14 protein-coding genes and 1 pseudogene are annotated in these 17,219 nt (G+C 76.5%); all 15 read left to right on the plus strand.

Annotation, left to right across the window (positions count from 1 at the left end):
* Nucleotides 1–74 precede the first annotated feature (74 nt).
* Nucleotides 75–797 carry a UMP kinase gene (gene pyrH, locus Q5761_RS04925; protein WP_135225331.1) on the plus strand — a complete coding sequence of 241 codons (723 nt, stop codon included), beginning with the start codon at nt 75–77 and terminating at the stop codon, nt 795–797.
* Complete coding sequence (gene frr / locus Q5761_RS04930; RefSeq protein ID WP_318751406.1) at nt 794–1,348, plus strand: ribosome recycling factor; 555 nt, start codon at nt 794–796, stop codon at nt 1,346–1,348. Before pyrH ends, frr begins: the two co-directional genes overlap by 4 nt.
* On the plus strand, nt 1,345–1,911 hold the full coding sequence (locus Q5761_RS04935) for a PASTA domain-containing protein (protein ID WP_318751407.1): 567 nt from the start codon (nt 1,345–1,347) through the stop codon (nt 1,909–1,911). The genes frr and Q5761_RS04935 overlap by 4 nt, the downstream gene beginning before the upstream one ends.
* Nucleotides 1,912–2,032: 121 nt before the next feature.
* Nucleotides 2,033–3,193 (plus strand): isoprenyl transferase, encoded by a 1,161-nt coding sequence (locus tag Q5761_RS04940; RefSeq protein WP_318751408.1) that lies wholly within the window; start codon nt 2,033–2,035, stop codon nt 3,191–3,193.
* Complete coding sequence (locus tag Q5761_RS04945; protein WP_318751409.1) at nt 3,187–4,095, plus strand: phosphatidate cytidylyltransferase; 909 nt, start codon at nt 3,187–3,189, stop codon at nt 4,093–4,095. The genes Q5761_RS04940 and Q5761_RS04945 overlap by 7 nt, the downstream gene beginning before the upstream one ends.
* Nucleotides 4,096–4,774: 679 nt before the next feature.
* Entirely contained in the window at nt 4,775–5,986 is a 1,212-nt protein-coding gene (locus Q5761_RS04950; RefSeq protein WP_318751410.1) for a 1-deoxy-D-xylulose-5-phosphate reductoisomerase, read from the plus strand.
* Between the two features lie 468 nt (nt 5,987–6,454).
* Complete coding sequence (gene rseP / locus Q5761_RS04955) at nt 6,455–7,492, plus strand: RIP metalloprotease RseP (protein ID WP_318751411.1); 1,038 nt, start codon at nt 6,455–6,457, stop codon at nt 7,490–7,492.
* A 201-nt stretch (nt 7,493–7,693) separates the two neighbouring features.
* A complete protein-coding gene (gene ispG, locus Q5761_RS04960) occupies nt 7,694–8,953 on the plus strand; it encodes a flavodoxin-dependent (E)-4-hydroxy-3-methylbut-2-enyl-diphosphate synthase (RefSeq protein ID WP_318751412.1) in 1,260 nt (419 codons plus the stop codon).
* A gap of 603 nt (nt 8,954–9,556) precedes the next feature.
* On the plus strand, nt 9,557–11,317 hold the full coding sequence (locus Q5761_RS04965; protein ID WP_318751413.1) for a proline--tRNA ligase: 1,761 nt from the start codon (nt 9,557–9,559) through the stop codon (nt 11,315–11,317).
* Nucleotides 11,318–11,494: 177 nt separating this feature from the next.
* A complete protein-coding gene (locus Q5761_RS04970) occupies nt 11,495–12,766 on the plus strand; it encodes an MgtC/SapB family protein (RefSeq protein WP_318751414.1) in 1,272 nt (423 codons plus the stop codon).
* Nucleotides 12,767–13,205: 439 nt separating this feature from the next.
* A complete protein-coding gene (gene rimP, locus Q5761_RS04975) occupies nt 13,206–13,667 on the plus strand; it encodes a ribosome maturation factor RimP (protein ID WP_135225341.1) in 462 nt (153 codons plus the stop codon).
* A 269-nt stretch (nt 13,668–13,936) separates the two neighbouring features.
* Nucleotides 13,937–15,400, plus strand: coding sequence for a transcription termination factor NusA (gene nusA, locus Q5761_RS04980; protein WP_318751415.1), 1,464 nt, complete (start codon nt 13,937–13,939; stop codon nt 15,398–15,400).
* A 6-nt stretch (nt 15,401–15,406) separates the two neighbouring features.
* Nucleotides 15,407–15,697, plus strand: coding sequence for an RNase P modulator RnpM (gene rnpM, locus Q5761_RS04985; protein ID WP_135225343.1), 291 nt, complete (start codon nt 15,407–15,409; stop codon nt 15,695–15,697).
* On the plus strand, nt 15,681–16,058 hold the full coding sequence (locus Q5761_RS04990) for a L7Ae/L30e/S12e/Gadd45 family ribosomal protein (protein WP_318751416.1): 378 nt from the start codon (nt 15,681–15,683) through the stop codon (nt 16,056–16,058). The genes rnpM and Q5761_RS04990 overlap by 17 nt, the downstream gene beginning before the upstream one ends.
* 19 nt (nt 16,059–16,077) lie before the next feature.
* Nucleotides 16,078–16,122 (plus strand): annotated as a pseudogene (locus tag Q5761_RS04995) (hypothetical protein); the annotation flags it as partial.
* Nucleotides 16,123–17,219 lie beyond the last annotated feature (1,097 nt).

Genomic DNA, 17,219 nt, shown 5'->3' on the forward strand with positions numbered 1-17,219 from the left:
TGGGGACGCCCGCTCGCGGGGCGGTGGGGGCCGGTCCGGCCCCGGCCGAGGCCGCCGGCCGGGGCGACAACGGGATGCCGCGGCCCCGCTACCGGCGGATCATGCTGAAGCTCTCGGGGGAGATGCTGGCCGGCGGCGGGTACGGCATCGACCCCGAGGTGGTCGACTCCATCGCCCGCCAGGTGCGGGAGGTGGTCGACCTGGGCGTCCAGGTGGCCATCGTTGTCGGCGGCGGCAACATCTGGCGCGGCGTGCAGGGCAGCGCCAAGGGCATCGACCGGGCGACGTCGGACTACATGGGCATGTTGGCGACGGTGATCAACGCCCTGGCGCTGCAGGACGCGCTGGAGAAGCACGGCGTCGACACCCGGGTGCAGACGGCCATCGAGATGAAGGAGGTGGCCGAGCCGTACATCCGGCGACGGGCGATCCGCCACCTGGAGAAGGGGCGGGTGGTGATCTTCGCCGCCGGCACCGGCAATCCGTACTTCTCCACCGACACCACGGCGGCGCTGCGGGCGGCGGAGATCGAGGCGGAGATCTTCTTCAAGGCGACCAAGGAGGACGGCGTCTACGACGCCGATCCGCGCCTGGACCCCAACGCCCGGAAGATCGACGAGATCGACTACCTGGAGATGCTCAACCGCGGTCTGCGGGTCATGGACTCCACGGCCACGTCGCTCTGCATGGAGAACAACATCCCCATCCGGGTGTTCGACCTCAGCGTCCCCGGGAACATCCGGCGGGCCGTGCTGGGCGAGAACATCGGCACCTACGTCAGGGGGGATCCCCGGTGATCGAGGACATCCTCCGCGAGGCCCGGGAACGCATGGAGGCCCGGGTGGAGAACTTCCGGCGGGAGCTGGCCACGGTCCGTGCGGGTCGCGCCACGCCCGCGCTGCTGGAGAAGATCCGCGTGGACTACTACGGCACGCCGACGCCCCTGCAACAGCTGGCGACCATCACCGCGCCGGAGCCGCGGATGCTGGTGGTGCAGCCCTGGGACAAGAGCGTGATGGGGGAGATCGAGAAGGCCATCGCCAAGTCGGACCTCGGCGTCAACCCCTCCAGCGACGGCCAGGTCATCCGCATCGTGCTGCCGCCCCTGACGGAGGAGACCCGCAACGAGCTGGTCAAGCGGGTGCGCAAGATGGCCGAGGAGGAGCGCGTGGCCGTCCGCAACATCCGCCGTCAGGCCAACGAGGACCTGGAGGAGCTGGAGGACGAGGGGTTCTCCGAGGACGAGATCCGGCGGGCCCAGGAGCGGGTCCAGGAGCTGACGGACCGGGCCATCGCCCGCATCGACGAGCTCCTGGCCGGCAAGGAGAAGGAGATCCGCGAGGTGTGAGGGAGCTCGGCGAGCTGGTCGGCCTGCCCCTGGCGGAGGCGCGCCGGCGTCTGGAGGGGGCAGGCCTCGTCGTCCAGGTGACGGTCACCGCCGCCCCGGACGAACCGGCCCGGCGCCGAGCCCGCCAGGTCGGGCCGCGCGCCACCCTCTGGCGGGTGGTGCGGGCGGAGTGGGCGCGGGCTGGGGCCGGCGATCCCGACGCGGGATCGCCCGGTCCGGACGGTCGGGCCGGATCCGGCCGGCGGGACGGGGGTGCTCCCCCCAGGACCGCCGGCGCTGGCGGCGCGGGGCGCCCGGCCTCCAGGGGGGCCGAGGGGGCCGGCGCCGCGGCGGTGGGGGGCGGCGGAGCGGTGCCCCGCGGCGGGGAGACGGACGACGGGGCGCCCGCGGCGGGGACGGACGGCGGGAACGCCGAGGGACCGCGGACGGTGCGGCTCGTGGTGGCCGCCTTCCCCCTGCCGCCGCTGCCGCGGGCCGACCTGGAGGGGGCCCTGGGGGAGGCGGCGCGGGCCAGCTGGGGGCCGCCCACCGCCGGAGAGGGCGGCGGGTCCGAGGGGCCGTGAGGCGTCCCGGCGGGCCGGGAGGCGACCGGGCGGCGGGTCCGGGGGTCGGGGCCGCCGGGTCGACCTTCGGGTGAAGGGGAGGAAGCCGGTGACCGATCCCGTCACGCAGCGAGGCCCGTCCGTGCCGCCACCGGAAGAGGCGGAGCTGCTGCGCCGCGTCGAGCGGGTCCGGGCCATGGGGCGGATGCCCCGGCATGTGGCCATCATCATGGACGGCAACGGGCGGTGGGCCCAGCGCCGGGGCTGGCCGCGGGTGGCCGGGCACCGGGCCGGGGTCGAGAGCGTGCGGGTGATCGTGCGCTTCGCCGGCGACATCGGGCTCGAGGTGCTGACCCTCTACGCCTTCTCCACCGAGAACTGGCGGCGGCCGCCCGCGGAGGTCCGGGCCCTGATGGGCCTGTTGGTGGAGCACATCCGCCGGGACCTCGACGAGCTCGACCGCAACGGCGTGCAGATCCGGGTCATCGGCGACCCCGAGGGGCTGCCGCCGACGCCGCGGCGGGAGGTGCTGCGCGCCGTCGAGACCACCCGGTCCAATGGCCGCATGATCCTGGTCCTGGCCCTGAACTACGGGGCGCGCTGGGAGCTGGCGCGAGCGGCGCGGCGGCTGGCCGCCAAGGCGGCGCGCGGGGAGATCGACCCCCAGGCCATCGACGAGGCGATGCTGGCCGCCCACCTGCAGACCGCCGACCTGCCGGACCCCGACCTGGTGATCCGCCCCAGCGGTGAGTGGCGGATCTCCAACTTCCTGCTCTGGCAGATCGCCTACAGCGAGCTCTGGTTCACCCCCATTGCCTGGCCCGACTTCCGCCCCGTCCACCTGGTGGAGGCCATCGAGGCCTACGCCCACCGGGAGCGCCGCTTCGGGGGACTGGGGCCGGGTGCCGGCCGCCCGGGGGGTGCCATGGCGCCGGGGGAGGCGCCGGGATCCTCGCCTCCAGGCCCACCCCGGCTCCGGCCGCCCGCCGACGCCGGGCAGGGCGCGGGAGGGACCGACGGCGGACGCGAGGACCCTGCAGGATGCGGGCCCGCGGACGCCCCGGGGCGGCTCCTGGGGCGGGGCGGCGCCGACCCCCGCGCCGCCCCGCCCCAGGCGGTGTCGCCGGGGGGCGACACCGGCGGCTGGCCGTGGGCCGACGGCGCCCCGGGTGACGGGGCGGGAACCGGGGCGGGACGCGGCGCAACCCGTGCCCCGGCGACGACGGGCGGCGGCCAGCCCCCGGCCGCGCCGGGCGGGGGTCGCCGGCCCGGCGGCGAGGCCGGAACCGAGGGACGATGCTGACGGCGCGTCTGGCCACCGCCGCCGTCCTGCTCCCGCCGGTCCTCGCCGCCGTCTGGTGGGGCGGTGGCGCCCTGACGTCGGTCCTCGGGGCGGTGGGCCTGCTGGCCGGCTGGGAGGCCGCCGGGCTGCTGGCGGAGGCCATGGCTTGGGCGGGCGGGGCGAAGGCCAGCCGGGCCGGGTGGCGCCGGCTGCGGGCGGTGGGCGCTGTGGCGGGGATCCTGCCGATGGGCGCCCTGGCGCTGCTGCCATGGCCGCCCGCGGCGGCCATGGCAGCAGCGCCGCTGGCCGCGGCGGTGGTGGGGGCGGCCGCCGCCGCCCCCACCACCGCCGGGGCGGGCTCGTCGGCGGGCCCGCTGGGAGGCGGGGCGCCGGGCCCGCTGGGAGGCATGTCGGCGGGCCTGCTGGGAGGCGGGCCGGCGGCCTCGCTGCGAGGCGGGGTGGTGGCGGCGGGGGTGGCCGCGTGGGTCGGGATCCCCCTGGCGTGCGCCCTCTGGCTCCGGCAGGCCGGGCCGGCGTGGCTGCTGGTGCCGCTGATCATCCTGTGGGTCCAGGACACCGCGGCCTTCTTCGTCGGACGGGCATGGGGGCGGCGGCCGCTGGCGCCGCGGATCTCCCCCGGGAAGACCTGGGAGGGCGCGGCGGGCGGCCTGGCCGGCGCCCTGGTGGCGGCGGCCCTTCTGGCGGGCCTGCTCGACCGCTCCGCCTTGGAGCTGCTGCCGGCGGCCGCCGGGACGGCGGTGGCGGGGCAGCTGGGCGACCTCTGGGAGTCGTGGTGGAAGCGGCGCGCAGGCCGCAAGGACTCGGGCTCCCTCTTGCCCGGGCACGGCGGCATGCTGGATCGGATCGACAGCCTGCTGCCGGCGCTGGTGCTGTTCGCCGCCTGGATGCGGCCGTGGCGCTAGGGCCGGCGGGGGCGGCGGACGCGGGCGGAGGCCGGCGGCGGGGGGATGGGCGGGGCCGGGCGGTCCGGATTGCCGATCCTGGGGCCCTGATCCAGGGGGCGGCGCCGCGTCGTGGCGGGCGGGGCGGCACATGGGGCGCCGGGGGCGCCGTGGACGTGATGGCGTGCCGGGATGGCCGGGGCGGCAAAGGGTGCGCCGGGATACCGTGGACGCGACGGTGGGGCGTGGCGGCCGTAGCGGCCGGGATGGCTGGGGCGGTACACGGGGCGCTCGGGGTGGGGTGCGAGCCACGCCGTGGCCTTCCTACGGTCCAGGGGACCCCGGCGGCCCGGCGGCCGCTCGGGGTACCGTCGGGGCGTCCGGGGTGTCCGTTGGGACGAGGATCCCGACGCCGAGCGGGCCTCGGGACCCGCCCTGGAGCGGACGCCTAGGACGGCGGCAGGCCGTGCCGGTGCGCCGGCTGCGGCCGGGGGCCGTGGCCGCGGCCGTACGGACGAGGCGCTGGCGTTCCGCGGTGCGTCCAGGTCCCGGGGCGTCGCGGCGCCGTCGGTGCCGTGCGGATGGGCCGTCATCGCGCCGCCGGCGCGACCGGCCGGCGACATCCGGGCCCCGGGCGGTGCCGCGCGGGGGGTCGGGGCGGGCGGCTCCGCGGGCGCCCCGAAGGAGGCGGAGGACGGCGATGGGCGAGGGACCGATGGGGGTCGTCATCCTGGGCAGTACGGGGTCCATCGGACGGCAGGCGGTGGAGGTCATCGCCGGCATGCCGGAGCGGCTGCGGGCGGTGGCCCTGGGTGCCGCCCGGGACGGCCGGCGGCTGCTGGAGCAGGTGCGACGGCTGCGGCCGGAGGCCGTGGCCCTGGAGGATCCCGACGCCGGCCGGGCCTGGCGGCCGGCCCTGGAGCGGGAGGGCGTCCGGGTCCTGGTGGGCCCGGGCTCCGCGGAGGAACTGGCCACGTGGCCCGGTGCCGAGCGGGTGCTGGTGGCCATCACCGGGGCCGCGGGCCTGCGCCCCACCCTGGCCGCCCTGCGGGCCGGGCGGGACGTCGCCCTGGCCAACAAGGAGTCCCTGGTGGCCGCGGGTGCCCTGGTGACGGCCCAGGCGGCGGCCGCCGGTGTTCGCCTGTTGCCGGTGGACAGCGAGCACTCCGCCCTGTTCCAGTGCCTCGCGGGGCGGTCACCCGCGGAGGTGGAGCGCCTGATCCTGACGGCCTCGGGCGGTCCCTTCCGCGGCTGGCGCCCCGAGGCCCTGCGGGACGTGACCCCCGAGCAGGCCGTGCGCCACCCCAACTGGTCCATGGGCGCCAAGATCAGCGTCGACTGCGCCACCCTGATGAACAAGGGGCTGGAGGTCATCGAGGCGCACTGGCTCTTCGGCCTGCCCGCGTCCCGCATCGGGGTGGTGGTCCATCCCCAGAGCGTGGTCCACGGGCTGGTGGAACTGCGGGACGGCGCCATGGTGGCGGTGCTGGCGCGGCCGGACATGCGCCAGCCGATCCAGTACGCCCTGTGCTATCCTGAACGTGGGCCCCGGCTGGTGGATCGCTTGGATCTGGCCGCCGTGGGCAAGCTGACCTTTGAGGAACCCGACACCCGCACCTTCCCGTGCCTCGCGCTGGCGTACCGCGCCCTGGAGACCGGGGGGACGGCGCCGGCCGTGCTCAACGCCGCCAACGAGGAGGCCGTCGCGGCCTTCCTGGCCGGCCGGCTGCCCTTCCCGGGGATCGCGGAGACCGTCGCGGCGGTGCTGGACCGGCACCGGGCGCGACCGGTGACGGGTCTCGACGACGTGCTGGAGGCCGACGCCTGGGCGCGGGAGGAAGCTCGAGCCCAGATGGCGGGGCCGCCGCGAACGGCCGTGGGACCCGGGGGCGCGGCATCGCCGCCGGCGTGACGGCGCGGCGTCGGGGGTGCGGGACGCCCGCGGACCCGACGGCGTCGGTGCGAGCCGGCGGAGCCGCGGGGCGGCTCGAGGTGCGCCAGCGGGCGGCGGCGCGGCGGCCCGCCCGCCGCGCAGGGGCCATGGGCCGGGCTGTGGGCCGGGGGCGGCCGTCCAGCGGGCGACCGCGCGGGAACCGGGGCGGTGGCCGGTCCGCCCCGCGGGGCGAGCCGGTGGGAGCCGGACGGCGCCCGCCCGCCGCCCCGGGCGATCCGCCGGGAACAGGGTCCGGGGCCCGGCCGGCCGCAGCGGGCGATCCGCGGGCATCCGGGCGGATCCCGCGGCAAGGTGTGGCGCCCCGCGCCCGGGCCGGTGGGGACGGCTTCGGGCCGGGCCCGCGAGGCCGCGCGGGACCGGACGCCGCAGGCGGTGCCTGCGGCGTCCGCCGTGGCGGGGCCGGCAGACCAGGCAGGTGGTGGGTCGGTGGCGCTCCTTTGGACGGTGACCGTCTTCGCGCTGCTCATCGTGATCCACGAGCTCGGCCACTTCTGGGCGGCCAAGCGCAGCGGCGTGCTGGTGCACGAGTTCTCCCTGGGCTTCGGTCCCCGGCTGGCCTTCGTCCGGCGCGGCGAGACGGAGTACAGCCTGCGGCTGCTGCCGCTGGGCGGGTTCGTCCGCATGGCGGGGATGCAGCCCGAGGAGGAGGGGCTCGAGCGGGTCCCTCCGGAACGCCGGTTCCTCGGGCGCCCCCTGGGCGATCGGTTTCGGATCATCGCCGCGGGACCGGTCATGAACGTGGTCCTGGCGGTGGTGCTCTTCACCCTGGTCTTCGCGGTCATCGGCGTGCCCGTCGCCCGACCCGTGGTCGGCGAGGTGGTGGCCGGATACCCCGCCGCCGAGGCCGGGCTGCAGCCGGGGGACCGGATCCTCACCATCGACGGTCGCCGCATCGCGTCCTGGGAACAGGTGGTGGCGGCCATCCAGGCGGCGGGGGGCCGCGCCGTGGAGCTCACCGTCCAGCGGGGCGACCGCGTGCTCACCGTGCGCGTCACCCCCCGACCCGATCCCCAGCGCCCGGGGGTCGGCGTCGTGGGGATCCGGCCCCAACTGGAGACCATGCGGACGGGGGTCCTGCAGGCCCTGGTCCAGGGGGCCGAGGCGACGTACCGCGTGGCGGCCGGGTTCGTCCTCGCCCTGGTGCACATGGCCACCGGCCGCGGCGGGTTCGACGTCATCGGGCCCGTGGGCATCGGGCAGCAGATCGGCGAAGCCGCCCAGGTGGGGCTGAGCCAGGTGGTGCTGCTGGCCGCGGTGCTGTCCGCCAACCTGGCCCTGGTCAACCTCCTGCCCGTCCCCGCCCTGGACGGCGGTCGCCTGCTGTTCCTGGCCGTCGAGGCGGTGCGGGGGCGGCCGGTGGACCCGGAACAGGAGAACCTGATCCACTTCCTGGGCTTCGCGCTCCTGATGCTCCTGGCCATCGTGATCACGTACCGCGACCTGGTGCGCCTGGGGGCGTCGTGACCGGGGCAGGGACGGGCGGCGACGCGCCGGCGCGTGCGCGTCGGGGGGTGCGGCGACTCCTGACCGGGCGCAACGGGCCGCGGGGTGGGTCCGGCGCCGCCCGGGGCCGGCATCCGCCGGCAGCGAAGAGGTTGCGGGGGAAGCCGGCAGGGGGACGGGGTGGATTCCGGTGCGGCGCCGCCGGGGCGGAGGAAGGAGCCCATGATGCAGATCGGCCCCAAGCCACGCCGCAAGACGCCCACCGTGTGGGTGGGGCCCGTGCCCATCGGTGGCGACCATCCCGTGGTGGTCCAGTCGATGACCAACACGGACACCGCCGACGTGGAGGCCACGGCGAACCAGGTGATCGAGCTGGCGCGGGCGGGCAGCGAGATCGTGCGGATCACCGTCAACCACGAGGAGGCCGCGGCGGCGGTGCCCCGCATCGTCGAGCGGGTGCGGGCCGCCGGGTTCTCGACCCCGCTGGTGGGCGACTTCCACTACAACGGCCACGTGCTCCTGACCCGCTTCCCCGAGTGCGCCCGGGCCCTGGACAAGTACCGCATCAACCCGGGCAACGTGGGCACCCGCCAGCGGGACCGCAACTTCGCCCAGATCATCGAGGCGGCGCTGAAGTACGACAAGCCGGTTCGCATCGGTGTGAACTGGGGTTCATTGGACCAGCAGCTGCTCACCGAGCTGATGGACGCCAACGCCCGCCGGCCCCAGCCGCGCAGCGCCCGGGAGGTGGTCCTCGAGGCCATGGTGGAGAGCGCCCTGCGGTCGGCGCGGCTGGCGGAGGAGCTGGGCATGCCCCACGACCGCATCGTCCTCAGCGCCAAGGTCTCCGAGGTCCAGGACCTGATCGCCGTGTACCGCGAGCTGGCGGCGCGGTGCGACTACCCGCTGCACCTCGGCCTGACCGAGGCCGGCATGGGGATGAAGGGCATCGTCGCCAGCACGGCCGGGCTCGCGGTGCTCCTGCAGGAGGGGATCGGCGACACGATCCGGGTGTCGCTGACGCCCACGCCCGGCGGCGATCGGGCGGAGGAGGTGCGGGTCGCCCAGCAGATCCTCCAGTCCCTGGGGCTCCGCTCCTTCATGCCCCAGGTCAGCTCCTGTCCCGGGTGCGGCCGCACCGCCAGCACCTTCTTCCAGGCGATGGCGCGGGAGGTGCAGGCCTACATCCAGCGGCGCATGCCCGAGTGGCGCCAGCGGTACCCCGGCGTGGAGGAGCTCAAGGTGGCGGTGATGGGCTGCGTCGTCAACGGACCGGGCGAGAGCCGGCACGCCGACATCGGCATCTCCCTGCCCGGCACCTTCGAGGAGCCCACCGCCCCGGTCTACGTCGACGGCGAGAAGTACACCACCCTGCGCGGCGACGACGTGGTGCCCCGCTTCCTGGAGATCCTCGAGGACTACGTGGCCCGCCGCTTCGGCGGGCGGGGCGGGGCCGGGGCAGGACGCCGCACCGGCGCGTAGGGCGCCCCAAGGGTCGGCGGGTGCGGGCGGTCGCCCGCCGGGCAAGCCGGTGGGCCGGGCCAACCGGGGGGCGGGCGGGCGCGTGGGCCCGGGAGGGCGCCCGCCAGGCGAGCCGGGGCTCAGGGTCGGCGCGGGCCGCCATGCGAGCCGGCCCGGGGGGCGCCCGCCGAACGAGCCGGCGCACACGGCGGGCCGCCATGCGAGCCGGCCCGGGAGGCCTCCCGTCATGCGACCGGGCGGGGGTGCCACCCGGCGGGGGTGCCAGGCCGCCCGGGCCGAGGGAGGTCGGAGCGAGGGACGGCGGAGCGCCGGCGCGGCCGCCGGGGGCGTCGACCGGGTTGTCGGCCCCGCGACGGGGGCCGCGGGGGCCGGGGCGGCATGGCCCAGGGGCGGCGCATCTTGTTCGGCCCCCCGGGACATGGTAGGAATAAGAGGAGAAAGGTGGCAGGACACGCCCCCTGGCGCGGGGCAGCGCACCGTCGCCCGGTACCGGCGGCGGGCGGCCGCCCGGGGGGTGGCGCGGGCCAGCCTTTCGTCCGCAGCGGGCGAAAGGCTTTTTTCACGCTTTCCATCAGCCCACGGGTGCGACGGGAGGCGGAAGCCATGCGGTGGAGCCGGCTGCTGATCCCGACCCTGCGGGACGACCCGGCGGAGGCGGAGATCGCCAGCCACCGCCTGATGCTGCGGGCGGGGCTGATCCGCAGGGTGACGGCGGGCATCTACGAGTGGCTGCCCCTCGGGCGGCGGGCGGTGGCCAAGGTGGAGGCCATCGTGCGGGAGGAGATGGACCGCAAGGGTGGGCTCGAGGTGGGGCTGCCCATCGTCCAGCCGGCCGAGCTGTGGCGGGAGACGGGGCGGTGGGCGGAGTACGGCGAGGAGATGTGGCGGCTCAAGGACCGTCACGGCCGGGAGTACTGCCTCGGCCCGACCCACGAGGAGATCATCACCGACCTCGTGCGGGCCACGGTGAGCTCCTACCGGCAGCTGCCCCTGCTGCTCTACCAGATCCAGAACAAGTACCGGGACGAGATCCGGCCGCGCTTCGGCGTCATGCGGGCCCGGGAGTTCGTGATGAAGGATGCCTACTCCTTTGACGTCGACGCCGAGGGGTTGGAACGCAGCTATCGGGCCATGGACGACGCCTACCGGCGCATCTTCAGTCGCTGCGGCCTGGTCTTCCGGGTGGTGGCGGCCGACCCGGGCGCCATCGGCGGCTCGGGCACCCACGAGTTCATGGCCCTGGCGGACTACGGCGAGGCGCTGATCGTATACTGCGATGCGTGCGGCTACGCCGCCAACGTGGAGAAGGCGACGAACCGGCTGGCCCCGCCGGTCGAGGAGCCCCCGCGGCCCTTGGAGAAGCGGCCGACGCCTGGGGTGCGCACCATCGCCCAGCTGGCCGAGGCGGAGGGCATCCCGCCCGCGCGGCAGATCAAGATCCTCTTCTACTGGGCGATCTACGAGGGACGCAAGCCCCAGCTGGTGGCGGCGCTGGTGCGCGGTGACCGCGAGCTCAACGAGGTCAAGCTGAAGAACGCCATGGGGGCGCTGGCGGTGCGGATGGCCGACCGCGCCGAGGTCCTGGAGGTGGCGGGCGTGCCCACGGGCTCGGCGGGTCCCGTGGGGCTCAAGGGGGTGCCCGTCCTGGCCGACGAGGAGGTCATGGCGCTGCGCAACACCGTCTGCGGCGCCAACGAAGAGGGCTACCACTACTTCAACGTCAACCCGGGACGGGATTTCACCCCGGACCGCGTGACGGATCTGCGGCTGGTCGGGCCGGGCGACGCCTGCCCCGAGTGCGGCGCGCCGATGGCCTCCGCCCGGGGCATCGAGGTGGGCCAGATCTTCAAGCTGTGGACGAAGTACAGCGAGGCGCTCCACTGCACCTTCAAGGACGCCGAGGGCCGGGAGCGGCCGATGGTGATGGGCTGCTACGGCATCGGCGTCACCCGTACGGTGGCGGCGGTGATCGAGCAGCACCACGACGAGAGGGGGATCATCTGGCCCATGTCCGTCGCCCCCTTCCACGCGGTGGTGGTGCCGGTCAACTATGCCGAAGCCGACCAGCGCGAGGCGGCCGACCGCGTCTACGGCGCGCTGCAGGAGGCCGGCGTGGAGGCCGTGCTGGACGACCGGGACGAGCGGCCGGGCGTGAAGTTCAACGATGCCGACCTGGTGGGGTTCCCCCTGCGGGTGACGGTGGGGCCGCGCGGCCTGGCCGAGGGCAAGGTGGAGATCGTCGACCGGGCCACCGGCCAGGCCGACCCGGTGCCGGTGGAGCAGGCGGCCGCTGAGGTGGCGCGGCGCGTCCGGGCGGCCTTAGACGAGTTGAACCGGCGCGACGGCTCCCTGGGCAAGCGGTGAGCCTCGCGACCGCGGGATCCCGCGCCGGCCAGCCGGCCCCCGCCCGCCCACCGGTCCGGGGTGCCCGAGGGGCCGCGCCCGGCACGCCCCGGGGGCGGGCGGTCGATCCGTGGCGCCCGGCACCGGGGCCGACGGCCAGCGGGGCGCACCGGGTTCCCCGGGGAGGAGGGGCGGCCGATGCGGCCGGAGGCGACGCTGCTGGATCTGCAGAACCTGGCGCTGTCCCTGGCCCTGGGCCTGCTGGTGGGCCTCGAGCGGCACCGGGCGGGCAAGGAGCTGGGCATGCGCACCTTCGCCTTCACCGCGCTGGCGGGGACGCTGGCCGCCTCGGCGGATCCACCGTACCGGCTGCCCTTCATGCTGGCGGTGCTGGGGTTCACCGCCCTGCTGGTGCTGATCAACAGCTGGCAGAACCTGCGGGCGCAGGAGAGCGTGGAGATCACCACCTCGGTGGCCCTGCTGCTCACCGCCCTCAACGGCATCCTGGTCGGGCGGGGGCAGATCTTCACCCCGGTGGCGGCCACCATCCTGATGCTGTTGCTGCTGGCGTGGAAGGAGGAGCTGGTGGGCTGGACCGAGCTGATCTCCCGGGACGAGCTCCACGCCGCCATCTACCTGGGCGTGATCACCTTCGTCATCCTGCCCGTGTTGCCGCGGGAGCCCGTGGACCCATGGGGCCTGTTCGACCTGCGCCGGGTGTGGCTGATGGTGGTGCTGATCTCCGCCATCGGCTTCGCCAACTACGTGCTGCTCCGCGTCTACGGGGCCCGGGGGGTCAGCTACACGGGCTTCCTCGGCGGCCTGGTCAACAGCACCGCCACGGTGGCCGAGATGGCGATCAAGGTGGGGGAGAGCCCCGCCCTGGAGCCCTTCGCCTTCCGGGGGGTGATGCTGGCCAAGGCGGCGATGTTCGTCCGCAACGGGCTGATCCTCGGGCTGTTCGCCCCGACGGCGCTGCCCTACGGCCTGTTGCCGGTGGGGCTGATGCTGGCGGTGGCCCTCGCCCTGGCGTGGCGCGCCCGGGTCGCGGCCGGCGAAGGGGTCCCGGCCGTGCGCCTCTCGTCCCCCTTTTCGCTGCGGGCGGCGCTGGAGTTCGGCATGGTGTTCCTGGTCCTCAACGTCGTCGCCACCCTGGGCCAGCGCCACCTGGGCAGTGCGGGCTTCTACGTGGTGAGCTTCCTCGGCGGGCTGGTCTCCAGCGCCTCCAGCGCGGCCACTGCCGCCAACCTGGCCGCACAGGGGCGGATCGACCCGGTCCAGGCCGCCTACGGCACGGTGCTGGCCTCCCTGGCCAGCGCCGTGATCCTCGTACCCATCGTCCACCAGGGGGCGCGGGGAACGGCCCTCGGCCGCCGGATCCTCCACACCATCGTGGGGATGGTTGTGGCGGGCGGGGTGGGCCTGGCCCTCAACCCGCTGTTCCTCCAAAGCAGCGGCCTCGGCCGCTAGGCGTCCGCCGGCGGTGGGCGCAGCGGGGGATCTGACCCCGCGCCCGGCGCCGCGGGAGGGGGGCTTGCGTCCCGCGCCGTCGGCGGGGGCCGGACCGGCGGTTCGGTCGGCGGCGAGCCGCGGGATCCGATCGCCTCCTGAAGCGCGCGGGGCCGTGCCCGCCCGTCACGCGGCGACCGACGGTTCCTTGCCGGGTCCTGGGCGCTGTGCTATACTCAGGCCAAGGTAGCGCCCCCGGGGCGCTGGTCTTGCTTCTGGGCAGGTGTGCCCGGCCGCGGTGGCCGGGCGGCCGTTGGGGACCCGGCGGGGCGCCCCGCCGGGCGATGCCGCCAACCAGCGATGGTCCCGGAAGAGTGGGTCCCGCGCCCACTCTTTTCGATCGTTTGGGGGCGATGTCGCGTCGGCGCGCCAGGGACGATGCCCTCGGGGAGGCGACACGGTGAGCAATCGCAAGGTCGAGGCGGCCGTGGAGGCCGTGGCCGCGCCCCTGGCGGAGGCCCGGGGGCTGGTGCTCCTGGACGTGGAGTACCAGCGCGAGGGGCGCCGCTGGTTCCTGCGGTGCGTGGTGGATCGGCCGGGTGGCGTGACCATGGACGAGTGCGCCGCCTTCAGCGAGGCCCTCGACCCGGTGCTGGAGGGTGTGGCAGGGCTCGACGAGGACGTGGTCGTGGAGGTCATGTCCCCCGGCCTCGACCGCACGCTGCGCAACGACCGGGAGTTCGCCTGGTTCCGCGGCCGGGAGGTGGAGGTGACCACCTACCGGCCGGTGGAGGGCCGGCGCCACTTCCTGGGCCGGCTGGAGGGGTTGGAGGACGGCGCCGTCGTGGTCACCGACGCGGAGGGCTCCCACCGCATCCCCCGGGACGCGGTCGCCAAGGCCCGCCTGCACGTCCGGATCTGACGGGCACCGGACGGTGGCGGCGGACGAACCCGCGGCGGCCGCCCACGGGCTGTGGCCGCGGTGGCGCGGCAGGGCTCGGCCGCGGGGCGGTGACCCGCACGGCGTGGCCGGTTCGTCCCGCCGCGTGGGCTCTCGGCGGGTTGACCAGCGGCGCCCCGTGGGCCTGGGCCCGAGCGCGGCCGGTTCGTCCCACCGGGTGGGGTCTCGGCGGGGGTCCCTCGCCAGGGCAGGGGGTCCGGTGTCAGGGGAAAGGAGGCGCCTGGCCGCCCATGAATGTGGAGTTCATCGAGGCGCTGGAGGATCTGGAGCGACAGCGGGGCATCGACAAGGACACGCTGCTCGAGGCCATCGAAGCGGCGCTGGTGGCCGCCTTTCGTCGCCACTTCGGCACCGCCCAGAACGTGGCGGTGCGCATCGACCGGGAGACGGGCGAGATCCGGGTGGTGGCGCGCCGCGAGGTGGTGGAGCAGGTGGAGGACCCCGCGACCCAGATCAGCCTGGCCGAAGCCCGGGAGATCGACCCGCGGTACCAGGTGGGCGACGTGGTGGAGCAGGAGGTGACGCCGCGGGCGTTCGGGCGCATCGCCGCCCAGACCGCCAAGCAGGTGGTCCTCCAGCGCATCCGGGAGGCCGAGCGCGACCTGATCTACGAGGAGTTCATCGCCCGCGAGGGTGACATCGTCACCGGCGTGGTCCAGCGGGTGCAGGGGCGCAACGTGCTGGTCGACCTGGGGCGCACGGAGACGGTGCTGTTCCCGTCGGAGCAGATCCCCGGCGAGCGGTATCGCCCCGGCGACCGCATCAAGGTCTACATCGTCGAGGTGCGGAAGACGCCCAAGGGCCCGCAGATCCTGATCTCCCGCACCCACCCCAACCTGCTCAAGCGGCTGTTCGAGCTGGAGGTGCCGGAGATCCACGACGGCATCGTCGAGATCAAGGAGGCGGTGCGGGAGCCCGGCGTGCGGGCCAAGGTGGCCGTCGACACCCGCGACGAGCGGGTGGACCCGGTGGGCGCCTGCGTCGGCCCGCGCGGCATCCGCGTCCAGGCGGTGGTGGCGGAGCTTCGGGGCGAGCGCATCGACGTGATCCGCTGGGCGGAGGAGCCGGAGCAGTTCGTGGCCAACGCCCTCTCGCCGGCCAAGGTGACGCGGGTGATCCTGGAGCCGGAGACCCGGGTGGCGCGGGTCATCGTGCCCGACCACCAGCTGTCCCTGGCCATCGGCAAGGAAGGGCAGAACGCGCGCCTCGCGGCCCGGCTGACGGGCTGGAAGATCGACATCCATGCCGAGTCGCAGGCGCAGGAGCTGCTGGCCCGGGCCGACGAGTGGGACATCGACGCGGTGTTGGCCGGCGTCGCGCGGGATGAGGGCGGCGACGCCGCCGGGGACGCCGGCGACGACCTGGACGACCTGTTCGCTCCCGGCGCCCTGGACCGCGCGCGGGAGGAGGCCGAGGCCGCGGCCGACGCCTGGGATCCGTGGGCGGACGAACCGGCCGGCGCGGCTGAGGACGCGGCTCGGGATGGGACCGCGGAGGACGAGGACGGCGCCGGGGAGGACGCCGCGGCGACGGCGACCGAGGAGGAGGCGGCCCGCGGCGGCGACGCCGCAGGCCGGGCGCCGGCCGCGGCGGATGCGCCGGAGGAGGGGGACGCCGCCGGCGAGGGCGGCGCCGACGAACCCGGCGAGGACGCGGACGGGGACGTCGAGGCCGACCAGCGAGGAGCGAGGTGAGGCGCCGTGCCCCGACACGTGCCGCAGCGGACCTGCATCGGCTGCCGGACGATCCGGCCCAAGCGCGAGCTCCTGCGGGTGGTGCGCACCCCCGAGGGGGAGGTGCTCTTCGACCCAACCGGGCGCAAGGCGGGCCGCGGCGCCTACCTGTGTCCCGATCCTCGGTGCCTCGAACGCGCCCTCAAGGCGCGGGAGCTGGGCCGCGCCCTCAAGACCGAGGTGGACCCGGCCACGGTGGAGGCGTTGCGGCGCCAGCTCGCGGCGCTGGTGGCGGAGGCGGATGCCGGTGGCGGTTAAGGGCGACCCCATGGGGCTGCTGGGCCTCGCCCGGCGGGCGGGGCAGCTGGCCGCCGGCGACCACGCCGTGCGCTTCGCCCTGCAGCGCGGCCGGGCGGCCCTGGTGCTGGTGGCGGAGGACGCCGGCGCCGCCTGCCGACGGCGGTTCGCCCACCTCACCAGCCGGGAGGCGGTGCCGATGGTCGTCTGGGGCCGCAAGGCCGAGCTCGGTGCGGCGCTGGGGCGCTCCCAGTGCGCCGTGCTGGCGGTGACGGACAAGGGGCTGGCCGCCGCCCTGCGGGAGCGGCTGCCCGCGGGGACCGGAGGAACGGGCGCAGAATTTGGGGGTGAGCCGTTTGTCGCGAAGCATCCGCATCTATGAGCTGGCTCGCAAGCTGGGTGTGCAGAGCAAGGAGATCCTGCGCATCCTGCACGACGAGCTGAACATCGACATCCAGAACCACATGAGTACGATCAACGACCAGGTGGCGCGCCGGATCACCCAGATTCTGCGCGGCGACTCCGGGCCCGCGGGGCAGTCGGGTGGATCGGGTCCGACCGGCGGTGCCGCCTCGCGGTCGGCCGGTGGCGCGGGGGGACGGGACGGCGCCCGCGGGGGCGGCGACGTCGCGGGCGCCCGGACCACGCCGTCGGGCGGTGGGCGGGAGCCGGGGCGCGCCGGGGCGTCTGGCGGCCCGGGAGCGGCGGCGACCGGCCGGCCCGCGGCCGGCGGGTCGGCGGCGGCCGGGGCCCGCGCCGGTCAAGGACCGAAGGCCGGGGCCGCCGGCGCCGGGAGCCCACGACCGGCGGCGCCGACCAACGGGGCCCCCGGGCGGTCCGCGGCGACGGACCGCCCGGGCGGATCGGTGGCCCGCCCCGCGATGGGCGCGGGCGATGGTGCCCGCCGCGGTCCCGCCGGGGGCCCCGCGACGGCGGCCAACGGTGCGGGTACGGGGAAGCAGGCCGGTCGCACCGGCGAGGCCGGCGCCGCCCCGCGCCCGGCGCCGGGGGCGGCGGGGGCGCGGCCGGCTGGCGCCCCCGCCCCCCAGGGACCCCAGGCCCCGGGGGCGGCGGGTGGCGCGCGCCCGGGCGCGCCGGCGCCCGGCGCGCCCGGGCGGAGCGCCCCGGCCGGGGCCGGCGCCCGGGGCGGCCAGGGTGCCCCGGCGCCGGCGGGCCGTGGCGGGCCGGCTGCGGCCGGTGGTGGCGGTGCGGGGGCGTCCGGCACGCCGCGGCGTGAGGAGCGCCGGGGCGACCGGGCCGCCCCGCGGCCCGGTCGCCCCGGGGACGGCCGTCCGGCCGGCGGCGGCCGGCCGGACGGCCGGGGCGCCGGCCAGCCCCAGGGGCAGGGCCGGCCCGCGGGACAGGGCCAGGGCCGGCCGGGCGGGGCCGGGGGGCCCCGCCCGGCCGGCGGCGCGGGGGCCCGCCCCGGCGCCGGCCGCGCCGGGGCGGGCCCGCGGCCGGGGGCTGGACGCCCCGGCGGCGGGCCGCGGCCGGGGGGCGGGCGGCCCGGTGGGGGCTTCGCCCCGCCGCGGCCTGCGGGGCG

The organism is Thermaerobacter composti (assembly GCF_033582035.1).
GTDB lineage: Bacteria > Bacillota > Sulfobacillia > Thermaerobacterales > Thermaerobacteraceae > Thermaerobacter > Thermaerobacter composti.

Coding starts and splice junctions, on each gene's coding strand:
- pyrH (WP_135225331.1), top strand. CDS start 75: ATGCCGCGGCCCCGCTACCGGCGGATCATGCTGAAGCTCTCGGGGGAG.
- Q5761_RS04945 (WP_318751409.1), top strand. CDS start 3,187: ATGCTGACGGCGCGTCTGGCCACCGCCGCCGTCCTGCTCCCGCCGGTC.
- Q5761_RS04950 (WP_318751410.1), top strand. CDS start 4,775: ATGGGCGAGGGACCGATGGGGGTCGTCATCCTGGGCAGTACGGGGTCC.
- ispG (WP_318751412.1), top strand. CDS start 7,694: ATGATGCAGATCGGCCCCAAGCCACGCCGCAAGACGCCCACCGTGTGG.
- Q5761_RS04965 (WP_318751413.1), top strand. CDS start 9,557: ATGCGGTGGAGCCGGCTGCTGATCCCGACCCTGCGGGACGACCCGGCG.
- Q5761_RS04970 (WP_318751414.1), top strand. CDS start 11,495: ATGCGGCCGGAGGCGACGCTGCTGGATCTGCAGAACCTGGCGCTGTCC.
- nusA (WP_318751415.1), top strand. CDS start 13,937: ATGAATGTGGAGTTCATCGAGGCGCTGGAGGATCTGGAGCGACAGCGG.
- Q5761_RS04990 (WP_318751416.1), top strand. CDS start 15,681: ATGCCGGTGGCGGTTAAGGGCGACCCCATGGGGCTGCTGGGCCTCGCC.